Source organism: Amycolatopsis thailandensis (genome assembly GCF_042723255.1).
Classification (GTDB): Bacteria; Actinomycetota; Actinomycetes; order Mycobacteriales; family Pseudonocardiaceae; genus Amycolatopsis; species Amycolatopsis thailandensis.
Genome location: NZ_JBHXJK010000199.1, coordinates 1 through 11,820, shown reverse-complemented (window position 1 = coordinate 11,820; position 11,820 = coordinate 1). Strand labels below are relative to the sequence as shown.

At 67.9% G+C, this 11,820-nt stretch carries 11 protein-coding genes; 6 read left to right on the top strand and 5 right to left on the bottom strand.

What is annotated here, in order from left to right:
• Nucleotides 1-109 precede the first annotated feature (109 nt).
• Both ACFWMR_RS40240 and ACFWMR_RS40235 read right to left on the bottom strand, forming a co-directional pair.
• Nucleotides 110-760, bottom strand: a complete 651-nt coding sequence (locus ACFWMR_RS40240) for a class II aldolase/adducin family protein (protein WP_378382191.1) — start codon at nt 758-760, stop codon at nt 110-112.
• Nucleotides 761-766: 6 nt separating this feature from the next.
• Complete coding sequence (locus ACFWMR_RS40235) at nt 767-1,717, bottom strand: hypothetical protein (RefSeq protein WP_378382190.1); 951 nt, start codon at nt 1,715-1,717, stop codon at nt 767-769.
• Between the two features lie 123 nt (nt 1,718-1,840).
• Between ACFWMR_RS40235 and ACFWMR_RS40230 the strand changes: the two genes are divergently transcribed.
• From ACFWMR_RS40230 to ACFWMR_RS40215, 4 genes are all read left to right on the top strand, one after another.
• A complete protein-coding gene (locus ACFWMR_RS40230; RefSeq protein ID WP_378277478.1) occupies nt 1,841-3,070 on the top strand; it encodes a DUF445 domain-containing protein in 1,230 nt (409 codons plus the stop codon).
• Nucleotides 3,071-3,117: 47 nt separating this feature from the next.
• The gene (locus ACFWMR_RS40225; protein ID WP_378277480.1) at nt 3,118-4,344 is read left to right on the top strand and encodes a DUF445 domain-containing protein; all 1,227 of its coding nucleotides are present in this window, start codon (nt 3,118-3,120) and stop codon (nt 4,342-4,344) included.
• A 45-nt stretch (nt 4,345-4,389) separates the two neighbouring features.
• Nucleotides 4,390-5,613, top strand: coding sequence for a DUF445 domain-containing protein (locus ACFWMR_RS40220; protein WP_378382189.1), 1,224 nt, complete (start codon nt 4,390-4,392; stop codon nt 5,611-5,613).
• A 290-nt stretch (nt 5,614-5,903) separates the two neighbouring features.
• Complete coding sequence (locus ACFWMR_RS40215; RefSeq protein ID WP_093935396.1) at nt 5,904-7,217, top strand: alginate O-acetyltransferase AlgX-related protein; 1,314 nt, start codon at nt 5,904-5,906, stop codon at nt 7,215-7,217.
• On the opposite strand, the gene ACFWMR_RS40210 is transcribed toward ACFWMR_RS40215, so the two are convergent.
• From ACFWMR_RS40210 to ACFWMR_RS40200, 3 genes are read right to left on the bottom strand one after another with little or no spacing between them, the layout of a single operon-like run.
• Nucleotides 7,214-8,095 carry a metal ABC transporter permease gene (locus ACFWMR_RS40210; RefSeq protein ID WP_093935397.1) on the bottom strand — a complete coding sequence of 294 codons (882 nt, stop codon included), beginning with the start codon at nt 8,093-8,095 and terminating at the stop codon, nt 7,214-7,216. The genes ACFWMR_RS40215 and ACFWMR_RS40210 overlap by 4 nt on opposite strands.
• Before the next feature lie 4 nt (nt 8,096-8,099).
• Entirely contained in the window at nt 8,100-8,933 is an 834-nt protein-coding gene (locus tag ACFWMR_RS40205; RefSeq protein ID WP_378382188.1) for a metal ABC transporter ATP-binding protein, read from the bottom strand.
• Complete coding sequence (locus tag ACFWMR_RS40200) at nt 8,933-9,859, bottom strand: metal ABC transporter solute-binding protein, Zn/Mn family (RefSeq protein WP_378382187.1); 927 nt, start codon at nt 9,857-9,859, stop codon at nt 8,933-8,935. Before ACFWMR_RS40200 ends, ACFWMR_RS40205 begins: the two co-directional genes overlap by 1 nt.
• A gap of 200 nt (nt 9,860-10,059) precedes the next feature.
• Between ACFWMR_RS40200 and ACFWMR_RS40195 the strand changes: the two genes are divergently transcribed.
• Together ACFWMR_RS40195 and ACFWMR_RS40190 are read left to right on the top strand one after the other, a co-directional pair.
• Nucleotides 10,060-11,160 carry a LacI family DNA-binding transcriptional regulator gene (locus tag ACFWMR_RS40195; protein ID WP_005165317.1) on the top strand — a complete coding sequence of 367 codons (1,101 nt, stop codon included), beginning with the start codon at nt 10,060-10,062 and terminating at the stop codon, nt 11,158-11,160.
• Between the two features lie 51 nt (nt 11,161-11,211).
• Nucleotides 11,212-11,703, top strand: coding sequence for a beta-class carbonic anhydrase (locus tag ACFWMR_RS40190; protein WP_093935400.1), 492 nt, complete (start codon nt 11,212-11,214; stop codon nt 11,701-11,703).
• Nucleotides 11,704-11,820 lie beyond the last annotated feature (117 nt).

The window sequence follows — 11,820 nt, the reverse complement described above, 5'->3', positions numbered from 1 at the left end:
GCGGATCGGCCTCGTACCGGGTCGTACTCGGGCGCATCCGCCCGTGCCGTCAGGAGTCACCTGGGCGCGAAGACCGCGAACTCGACTTGTGAAACACGCCCTAAGCGGCTCAGCGCTGTCCGTAGCCGCGGAGTTTCTCCACGACGTGCTCGATTTCGGCGGGCGGGAGCAGGTTCGGTGTTCCCGCCGCCCGTGCCGTCAGCCAGACCTGGCAGACCCATTCGAGCTGCCGCGCCCGGCTGTACGCGGAGTCGAGACTGTCGCCGAAGGTGGTGGTGCCGTGGTTGGCCAGCAGACAGCCCCGGCGGCCGTCCAAAGCCTCCAGCATGGCTTTGGCGAGTTCTTCGGTGCCGTACGTGGCGTAGGACGCGACACGGGCTGTCGGGCCGATCGCGGCGAGCATGTAGTGGATCGGCGGCACCTCGGTGACGAGGGTGGAGACGGCCGTGGCGTGCACGGAATGCGTGTGCACCACGGCCGAGATCGCCTCGCCGTCCGGATCCGCCGCCTGCCGGTACACCGTGAGGTGCATCGGGAGTTCGCTGGTGGGCTTGAGGGAGCCGTCGACGATCTCGCCGTCGAGGCGGACCACCGGCACGTCCTCCGGCCGCAGGCCCGCGTAGCCGACCCCGGTCGGGGTCACCGCGATCAGCTCACCCTGCCTCGCGGAAAGGTTTCCGGACGTGCCGACCACGAGTCCGTCGGCGGTCATCCGGCGAGCGAATTCGCAGACCGCCAGGCGTTCTTTGGCCAGGATCACGATGGCTCAAGAAGGACGCGGGCCGGTTGGCTTGGCAGGAGCCGGTTTCGCTTCCGGCTTGGACGCCGCGGCCTCGGGTGCGGGTGCCAGCAGCTTGATGGCCTCCTGGACGGCGACGTCGGTGGCGGAAAGCCGATCGGCGACCTTCGACCGGAGTTCCAGCGCGAGCTTCCGGGCCTGCTGAGCCTCGGCTTGCTGGGTCTTCGCGTCGGTGAGGGCCTCCGCGACCTGCTCCTGCTTCGCGGCGATGTCCTCCGCCGAAGACTTCTCCGACTTGGCGATCTTCTCGGCCGAGATCCGCTCGGCTTCCGCACGTTTGTCCGCCGAAACCCGGTCGGCCTCCGCGATCTTGTCCGAGGACGCCTTCTCCGCTTCCGCGCGACGGGCGGCCGAAGCCTCCTCGGCCTTCTTGTCCGCGGCGGCGCGGGTCCGGACACTCTCCATGTCCAGTTCCTTGCGCTTCTGCGCCGCCTCGGAGTTCAGCCGCTCGATCTCGGCCTTGGCGTCCGCGAGCAGTTTCTCCCGCTCGGCCTGCGCGTCCTTGGCCGCTTTTTCGCTCGTCCGCTGCGTCTCGTGGGCGTACTTGTCCGCTTCGGCCCGGGTCGACTTGGCGTCGGCGTCCGCGGCGGCCTTGAGGTCGGCGATCTCCTCCTCGGCGAGCTGCATCATCATCCGGACGCGTTCGGCCATCGCGCCGGCGCCGGACGGGCTCGAACTCATCCGTACGAGGGCGGCCTTGGTCTCGTCCAGTTCCTTCTGGGCGTGGCCGAGCGCCTTGGTGAGTTCACCGGCGGTCGCCACGGCCTCGTCGCGGTTGCGTGAGGCCTGCTTGAGTTCGGTCGACAGCTCGGCGAGCCGCTCGTCGACCTGACGCTTGTCGTAACCGCGGACAGCGCCCGCGAACTGGGACGATTTCGCTGAGGGCGCCTGAGGCGCCGTCTTCTCAGGAGCGACCATGGCGGACACCTTAATGAGCTTGGGCCCGTCAGGCAGTACCGCCAAACGGCTGCACTCGGCGTGCGGTGGGCCGGTCACATGGCATCCTGCATTGTTGACAGGTCGTAAGCAGGGGAGGCCCGGTTGGACATCTCGGCGATCCTCGAAGACATCCGCGAGCACTGGCACGTCTACGCCACGATGCCCTTCATCGCCGCGCTCATCGGCTATATCACGAAACGCGTCGCCATCGAGATGATGTTCCGGCCGCTGGAGTTCGTCGGGATCAAGCCGTTCCTCGGTTGGCAGGGGGTCATCCCGGCCAACTCGCGCCGGATGGCGACCACCGCCGTCGACCTGCTGACCAAGAACCTCGTCGATCCGCAGGAGATCTTCTCCCGGCTCGATCCCGACGAGGTCGTCAAGGAGCTGGAGGAGCCGCTCCTCAAGGCCGTCGAGGACGTCACCCGCGAGGTGATGGAGCAATACCAGCCCCGGCTCTGGGAGCTGCTGCCGACGCGGGCGCAGCGGATGCTGGTCGACCAGGTCCGCGCGCAGGCGCCGAAGGTCGTCGCGCGGCTGATGCGCGAGGTGTCGACGAACATCGACGAGGTCCTCGACGTCAACGAGATGCTGATCAACGCGATGGTCCGGGACAAATCGCTGACCTGCCGCCTGATCAAGGAGGTCGCGACCCCGGAACTCCGCTTCATCGCCCGGTCCGGCATCTACTTCGGTTTCGTCATCGGCCTGGTCCAGTTCGTCGCGTGGGCGCTGACGAAGCAGCCGTTGATCATGCCGATCTTCGGTTTCGTCACGGGGTTCGTCACCGACTGGCTGGCCCTGAAGATGATCTTCTACCCACGTGAGCCTCGCCGGTTCCTGTTCTTCGGCTGGCAGGGCATGTTCCAGAAACGCCGCCAGGCCGTCGCCAAGGACTACGGCGCGCTGATCGCGGACGAGGTCCTCACCGTGCGGAACGTGATGGAGGCCGTGCTCACCGGGCCGAAATCGGACAAGCTGTTCGCGATGATCACCCGCGAGGTGCAACGGACCATCGACGCCCAGGCGAGCATCGCGAAACCGTTGGTGGCGCTGACCGTCGGCGGCGTGCAGTACCAGGAGATGAAGAAGGCCGCGGCGGAGAAGGCGATCGCGTATCTCCCCGAAACGGTGAAACACGTGGAGAGTTACGCCACTGACGCGCTCGACGTCCGCAACACCATCGTCACGAAGATGCAGCAGCTGACCCCGCTGGAGTTCGAGGGGATCCTGCGTCCCGCCTTCCAGCAGGACGAATGGAAGCTGATCGCGGTCGGCGCGGTGATCGGCGGGCTCGTGGGTGAACTTCAGGTCCTGCTACTCCTCCATTGAGGACAGGCGGATAGGTTCCCCTCAAGCGAGACGCGGGAGGGGCTCAAGTGGACGCCGTCATCGCCGACCTCGGCGAGCACTGGCCGGTGTACGTCAGCATGCCGTTCATCGCCGCGCTGATCGGCTACGTCACCAAACGCGTCGCCATCGAGATGATGTTCAAACCGGTGGAATTCGTCGGCGTCAAACCGTTCCTCGGCTGGCAGGGGGTGCTGCCGGCGAACGCCGAGCGGATGGCGGCCACCGCCACCGAGATGCTGACGAACAACCTCGTCGATCCGAAGGAGATCTTCGCCAGGCTCGATCCGGCGCAGGTCGCGAAGGAGATCGAACAACCGCTGCTGCGGATCGTCGAGGACGTCACCCGCGAGGTGATGGAGCAGTATCAACCGCGGCTGTGGGAAGTGCTGCCGAACACCGCCCAGCAGCTGCTGCTCAAACGAGTACAGGCCGAAGCGCCGCGCGCGATCACGAAGATCATGGGCGAGATCGCGGAGAACATCGAGGACGTCCTCGACCTCAAGCACATGGTCGTGACGAACCTCGTCCGCGACAAAGCCTTGCTGAACCGGCTGATCCGCGACATCTCGCGACCGGAGATGCGGTTCATCGCGCGGTCGGGGATCGTGTTCGGATTCTCCCTCGGCTGCGTGCAGCTGCTCGTCTGGGCGCTGACGAAGTCGCCGATCGTGCTGCCGCTGTTCGGCATCGGCATCGGCTGGTTCACCGACTGGATCGCCCTGAAGATGATCTTCCTGCCGCGCGAACCGAAACGGTTCTTCGGCTTCTACACCTGGCAAGGCGTGTTCCAGAAGCGAAAAGACCAGGTCGCCGCCGACTACGGCGACATGATCGCGCGCGAGATCATCACCATCCCGAACCTCCTAGAGGCCGTGTTGAGCGGGCCGAAATCGGACAAGCTGTTCACGATGATCACCCGCGAGGTGCAACGGACCATCGACGCGCAGGCGAGCGTCGTCAAACCGTTCGTCGCGCTGGCCGTCGGGAGCAGGAAGTTCCAGGAGATGAAGCAGACGGCGGCGGCGAAGGCGGCGGCGCGGATCCCCGAGACGATCCGGCACGCGGAGAGCTACGCGGTCAACGCGCTCGACGTCCGGAACACCATTGTGGACAGAATGCGGCGGCTGAACCCGCTCGAATTCGAGCAGTTGCTGCGCCCCGCGTTCCGGCAGGACGAGTGGAAGCTGATCGCCGTCGGCGCGGTGATCGGCGGCCTTGTCGGTGAACTTCAGGTGCTTCTGCTGCTTCACTGACGGCCAGCCGATACGGTTCCCATCCCACCCGGGCGAGGAGGTCCCATGGACGCTGTCCTCGACGACCTCGCGCGGCACTGGTGGCTCTACGCCGCGATCCCGTTCATCGCCGCGCTGATCGGCTACGTCACCAAACGCGTCGCCATCGAGATGATGTTCAAACCGCTGGAATTCGTCGGCGTCCAACCGTTCCTCGGATGGCAGGGCGTGGTGCCGAAACACGGCGGGCGGATGGCGGCCGTCGCGACCGAGCTGCTGACGTCGAACCTGTTGGACGTCAAAGAGGTCTTCCGCCGGATCGACCCGGCGATCATCACGCGCGAGATCGAGCAACCGCTGCTGCGGGCCGTGGACGAAGTCGCCCGCGAAGTGCTCGAAAAGCACCATCCCAGGCTCTGGGAAGTCATGCCGACGATGGCGCAGGAGCTGCTGATCAAGCAGGTCCAGGCGTCGACACCGCGGCTGGTGCGCGAGTTCATGGAAGAGATGACCGAGAATCTCGACGAGGTGCTCGACTTCCAGCACATGACCGTGCAGCGGCTCACCAGGGACAAGAAGCTGCTCGTCCGGCTGATCCGCGAGACGTCGCGGCCGGAGATGGCGTTCATCGCGCGCACCGGGATCTACTTCGGCTTCGGGCTCGGCGTCGTGCAGGCAATCGTCTGGGCGGTGACGAAGGAACCGTGGGTGCTGCCGATCTTCGGTGGCTGCATCGGGCTGTTCACCGACTGGCTGGCGATCAAGCTGATCTTCGTGCCGCGGGAGCCGGTGCGGGTCGGCCGGGTGATCCTGCAGGGCAAGTTCCAGCGGCGGCGGGCCGAGGTCGCGCACCAGTACGGCGAGATGATCGCGAACGAGATCCTCACCGTGCCGAACCTGCTCGACGCCGTCCTGCGCGGGCCGCGGTCGGACCGGCTGTACGCGCTGGTCGAGCGGCTCGTCGCGCAGGCCGTCGACGAACAGGCGGGCGCCGCGAAACCGATGGTCGCGATGGCCGTCGGCGGGCAGCGGCTCCAGGAGATCAAGCAGGCGGCCGCGCGGAAGGCGCTGGAGCGGCTGCCGCCGACGATCCGCCACGCCGAGGGCTACCTGACCGAGGCGATGGACGTCGCGAAGATCGTCGAGCGGCGGATGCTCGGGCTGACGCCGCTGGAGTTCGAGGGACTGCTGCGGCCGGCGTTCCGGCAGGACGAGTGGAAGCTCATCGCGGTCGGCGGCCTTATCGGCTTCCTGGTCGGGGAGCTCCAGGTCCTCCTCATGCTCCACTGACGCCCGGATCGCGTTTAGCCCGCTAAACGCAGGTCCGCGCGGGCGTGGGGGCTCGGAGTGGCGGTGTGTCCGGATCGCGTTTAGCCCGCTAAACGCGATCCCGTCGGGCTCGGGCGCACGTCGGCCGCGTCCCGGGCGGCCGCACTTGCGTTTAGCGGGCTAATCGCGATCCCGGCGGGCGGGCGCGCCACGCACCGGGGACCTGCGTTTAGCGGGCTAAACGCGATCTGGGCGGGGCGGAAGTGAGGAGTTCTCACGTGAGGGAGACACGGGGTGATTACGGTGGAGGGGTGGCGTCCGAACCCCAGCAGCTGCCAGCCGTCCACGAGGCGTGGCTTCCGCGTGAGCACGCGTTGCACCGTCCCCGCCACGGTGGCAGGCAGCTGACCGCGCTGATCAGCGCGTTGCTGTTCTTCACCACCCCGGCCCTGCTGTGGGTGTTCGGCGTGCGCCCGGGCGAGATCGAGAACCACAAGCTCGCGAGCTTCCCCGGCCTGGACAAGGGCTGGGGCTTCTTCACCGACATGCCCGCCTGGGCCATCGACCAGCTGTCGTTCCGGCCGGGCGCGATCGCCGCCGCCGACGCGATCAGCCGCGGCGTCTTCGGCGAGGGCGCCCCGCTCGACCAGCCGCCACCGCAGCAGCAGGCGGGCCCGATCCCCGCGCCGCCGGCGCCCACGCCGTCCAAGACAGCGCCCACCCAGGGCCCGGTGCCGAACGCCGCGTCCGGCTATCGCCGCGTCGTGCAGGGTCGCGACGGCTGGCTGTACTACGGCTACGACGCCGACGCGAAATGCGATCCGTCCCGTCCGCTGCCCGAGACGATCGACAAGATCAACGAGCTGCGGCGCGCGGTCGAGCAGTCCGGGCGGCGGTTCGAACTCGTCGTCGCACCGGACAAGTCGACGATGGTCCCGCAGTTCCTGCCCGACACCTACCCCGGCAAGGACTGCTCGCGGTCGGCCGAGGCGACCACCTGGCACCGGATGCTCAAGGACGCCCGCGCGATCGACCTGCGGCCCGAGCTGAAAGCGTCCGAGGGCCGGGTGCAGCGGCCGATCTACCCGTCGAACGACACGCACTGGGCCGACGAGGGCGCACTGGTGATGACGCGCGCCATCGCGAACGCGATCAAACCGGGGGTCACGCGCACCTGGGTGAGCGTGCCGGTCGGCCAGTACGACACCGTCGCGGACCTGCCCCCGCTGATCAGCAAGCAGGGCACGAAGACGAACACGCTCTACAGCCTCCGTCCGGACGGCGTGGTCGAGCGCGCGGGCGAGCCGAACGGCGACATCGACAAGCCGGTGTACCGCACGGCGAGCCCGCTGATCGGGACCGTGGACGAGAAGATCCTGATCTACGGCGACTCGTTCACGAAGGCGTCTTCGCGGTATCTCTCGGGCGCGTTCACGAACTTGACGATGCTGGCGCACTTCACCCAGAAGACGTCGCAGGCCGAGGCCGTCGACGCTTTCGTGAACGCGAACGTCGTGGTCCTCGAAGCCGTGGAACGCAGTGTGGCCGGCGGCCAGCTCGCGTTCATCGATCCCGGTTTCCTCGAAGCGGTCAAGAAGGCGCTCGCCGAGCACCCGATCCGCTAGCGCAGGGCGGGTTGCGCGGTCGCCGTCGGCTCGACGCGGACCCGCGAACTCCGGCCGCGCAGCCACGCGATGAGGCGGCAGACCAGGTAGATCACGAACGAGATCGTCGTGACGAACGCGCTCACCGGCTTCCCTGGCGCGAGCGACAGGATGATCCCGCCGAGCGCCGCGATCTCCGCGAACACGATCGACAGCACGGTCGCCTTCCACGGGCTCGCCGTGACCCGCGCGGCCGCCGCGGCCGGGGTCACCATCAGCGACACCACGAGCAGCGCGCCGACGATCTGCACGCCGAGCGCGCTCGAAATCCCGACCAGCACCGCGAAGATGAGCGAAAGCAGCCGCACCGGGACACCTCGCGCCGTCGCGACAGCGGGGTCGACCGTGGCGAACAGCAGCGGCCGGTAGATCACCGCGAGCACCACCAGGACGACGACCGAGGCGCCGACGAGCAGGTTCAGGTTGGTCGAGTCGATGGTGATGATCTGCCCGACGAGGATGCCGAACTTGTTGGCGCTGCGGCCTTCGTAGAACGACAGCAGCAGGACGCCCATGCCGAGGCCGAAGGCGAGGATCACGCCGATCACGGAGTCGCGTTCGGACTCGCGGCCGCCGAGGATCCCGATCAGCAGGGCGGCGATGACCGCGCCCGCGAGGCCGCCGAGTTCGACGCCGACACCGAGCAGCAGCGCGCCCGCCGCGCCGGTGAAGGCCAGTTCGGCGGTGCCGTGCACGGCGAACGACATCCGCCGCATGACCACCAGCGGGCCGAGCACGCCCGCGACCAGGCCGAGGACGGCGGCCGCGAGCAGCGCGGTCTGTACGAAGTCGAGGCCGAGAAGTTCGCCGGTCAGGGCGAAGTCGAACATCTTGTCCACGGTCTCAAGAAGCCTGTTCGTCGATGTGGTGGGGTTCGTCCTCGCACAGCGCGCTCTGCGCCCCGGCGACGTGGATCTGCCCGCCGACCTTGAGCACCTCGATCCGCGTGCCGTACAGCTCGGACAGCGTCTCCGAGTTCATCACCTCGTCCGGCTTGCCGACCCGGAACTGGCCGTTCACCAGATACAGCACCCTGTCCACATAGGACAGGATCGGATTGATCTCGTGGGTGACGAACAGGACGGCGGTGTCGGCCGAACGCCGCCGCTCGTCGATCAGCTCGCTGACCGCGCGCTGGTGGGCGAGGTCGAGGGAGAGCAGTGGCTCGTCGCACAGCAGGACCTCGGGGTCCCCGACGAGCGACTGCGCGACGCGGAGCCGCTGCTGCTCGCCGCCGGAAAGCCGCCCCACCGGCTGTTTCGCGTACGCCTGGGCGCCGACGGCCTCGATCGCCCGCGCCACCAGCTGACGTCGCTTCGTTATCCCGAAGAGCCCGGTGCCCCACCGGTGCCCGTCCAGGCCGAGGCCGACCAGGTCCACCCCGCGCATCGTCAGGCCCTCGTCGAGGGCGCGCTGCTGCGGGATGTAGCCGATCCGCCGGTTCTGCCCGCCGGGGCGCCGCCCCGCGATCTCGACCGTGCCCTCGGGCAGTCCCTGCTGACCGAGCAGCACCTTGAGCAGGCTGCTCTTCCCGGAGCCGTTCGGCCCGAGGATCGCGAGGAACTCACCGGGCTCGACGTCGAGGTCGAGCCCGGACCAGAGGGTCCTGGCCCCGAACGCGAGGCTCGCCCCGCGGACACGGACCGCGGGACGCGCCTCGGCAGGTACGGAGCTCACTACTTCAACGCTCCCGCCAGCGCGTCGACTGCCTTGGTCATCCATGCAATGTAGTCGGTCACACCCTGGGGAAGTGTTTCGGTGACGTCGACGACGGCGATCCCGGCGTTCTTGGCGTCGCCGACGACCTGCTGGGTGACCGGGGTGGTGGTCTGCGCGTTGTTGACCAGGGCCTTGACCTGCTTGCCGGAGATCAGCTGCTTGACCTCGTTGAGCGCGGCGGCGGGCACGTCCTGCTCGGCTTCCACGGCCGCGGCGAAGGCGGGCGGGGTCGCGTCGGTGACCTTGGCGCTTTCGAGCAGGTAGTGCGCGACGGGTTCGGTCGCGACGACCTTGCCCGAGGTGCCCAGCCCGGAGACCTTCTTCAGCAGTTCTTCGGTCTTGCCCTTGAACGCTGTCGCGTTGGCGGTGAAGGCGTCCTTCGACACGGGCTGGATCTCGCCGAGCTTCGCGGCGACCTGGTCGGCGATCTTCTCGACGCCCGGCAGGCTGTACCAGACGTGCTCGTTCTCGTTGCCTGTCGCGGCGATGTCGACTGCGACCAGTTTCTGCGCGCCGGTGGCCTGGTCGGCGAGCTTGGAGAAGAACTCGTCATAGCCGCCGCCGTTGGACAGCGTCAGCTTCGCGTTCTTCGCGGCGATGGCGTCGCTCGCGGTGGTCTCGTAGGAGTGCGGGTCGGCCGAGGGGTCGTGGATGATCGAGGTGACCTCGACCTTGTCGCCGCCGACGGCGGTCACGACGCTGCCCCAGACGTCGGTCGAGGCGACGACCTTGATCTTCTCGCCGCCCGGATCCGCGGCGGACGCGTTCTGCGAGCCGGAGCCCGTCGACGCCTTGTCACTCGACGCGCAAGCCGTCGCGCCCAGCGCGAGGACGGCCAGGGCCGACACGGCCGCGAAAACACTCTTGGTACGGCGGGAATTCATTTACTGCACTCCTGCGGATGCCCAGGCCAGGTGTCCCAGATGCCGGGTAATGGAAACCGTTGTCAGATTCAACTGTACCCCATACGGCTGACAGAACCCGCTGTCCAGGTGTGAGCTGTACCCAGGGTCACTCTGAATCGAGACCTGCCACACGTCGGGTGATGCTTCTGCAAAACGTTCTGAACCGTTACGGTTTGCGGATGGGCCGTCCTATCCGCACCAGGAGGCAGGCGACACTGGCGTCGTTGGCCGCAGAGCTCGGTGTGTCGAGGACCACCGTCTCCAACGCCTACAACCGACCCGACCAGCTGTCCCCTGAGCTGCGCCGCCGTGTTCTCGAGACCGCGCGGCGCCTCGGTTACCCGGGCCCGGACCCGGTGGCCCGGTCACTGCGGACGCGCAAGGCCGGCGCTGTCGGTCTTTTGCTCACCGAAAACCTCTCCTACGCTTTCCGCGACCCGGCCGCCGTCGGCGTGCTCGAAGGGCTCGCGCTGGCGTGCGAAGACGCGGGCGTCGGCCTGCACCTGGTCCCGGCGAGCCCGGGCAGGGAGGACGTCGCGGCCGTGCACCGCGCCGGTGTCGACGGTTTCGTCGTCTATTCGGTGCCCGACGACGACCCGCATCTGGGCGCCGTGCTGGAGCGCCCGGTGCCGACGGTGATAGTCGATCAGCCGCGCGTGGACGGCGTCGACCGGGTCGGCCCGGACGACGCGGCCGCGGTCACCGCCATGGCCGAACACCTCATCTCCCTGGGTCACCGCCAGATCGGCGTGCTGTGCATGCGGCTGGCCCGCGAGCGCAACGACGACTTCGTCTCCATCCAGCGGCAGAGCGCCGCGCACTTCCACGTCCAGCGGATCCGGCTGGAGGCGCTGGCCGCCGCGTTCTCGGCGGCCGGGGTCGACTGGGCGACGGTGCCGGTGGTCGAGCGCTTCGACCACACCGTGGACGACGGCGCGTCCGCCGCGCGCCAGCTTCTCGACGCGTATCCGCAGGTCACAGCCGTGATCTGCACTTCGGACATCCTCGCGCTCGGCGCGCTGGCCGAAGCGGAACGCCGCGGGCTGCGGGTGCCGCAGGATCTGACGGTCACCGGGTTCGACGGCATCACCGAGGCCGAACGCTCCGGGCTCACCACGGTCCACCAGCCGGTGCTCGAGAAGGGCAAGGCGGCGGGCAAGCTGCTGCTCAGCTCGGCCGACCGGGTCGGGCCGAAGGTCATCACCCTGCAGACGGAACTGCGGGTCGGCCGCACGTCGGCACCACCCCGAACGGCTGAGGAACGCTGGTTCGGGCCGTGATGTAACCCGTAAAGCGTTGCTCTGACCGGGTGTGTCCGTTCAAATGGTCACGTGACCTCCATTGACGTACTTCTCAAGCGAAACCAGGAGCTCGGCGACGTCACTCCTGGCGACCGTTCGTCCCCGAGGCCATCACTCCAGGTGGCGGTTTTGACCTGCATGGACGCCCGTATCCGGGTGTTCGAGATCTTCGGGTTGCTGCAGGGTGAGTCTCATGTCCTGCGCAACGCCGGCGGTGTCGTCACCGACGACATGATCCGCTCGCTCGCGCTGAGCCAGCGGAAGCTGGGCACGCGTGAGGTGCTGATCGTCCAGCACACCGAGTGCGGCCTCTCGATGGTGACCGAGGATGACTTCAAGGACGAGCTCGAAGAGGCCTCCGGACTGCGTCCGACGTGGGCCGTCGAGGCGTTCCGCGAGGTCGAGGACAGCGTGCGCCGGTCGGTGCAGCGAGTCCGGCGCAGCGACTTCCTCCCGCACACCGACAACGTGCGCGGCTTCGTCTACGACGTCAAGACGGGCCATCTGAGCGAAGTCGCCTGACGCTCGAAGTACGTGAAGGCCCCCTTCATTGCGCCTAGGTACGGGTCTCGGCGAAGTCGCCTCTCCGCTGGTCAAGGAGGTTGTGAAAGCCACTTTCGCAACGTTGAAGGTTGCGAA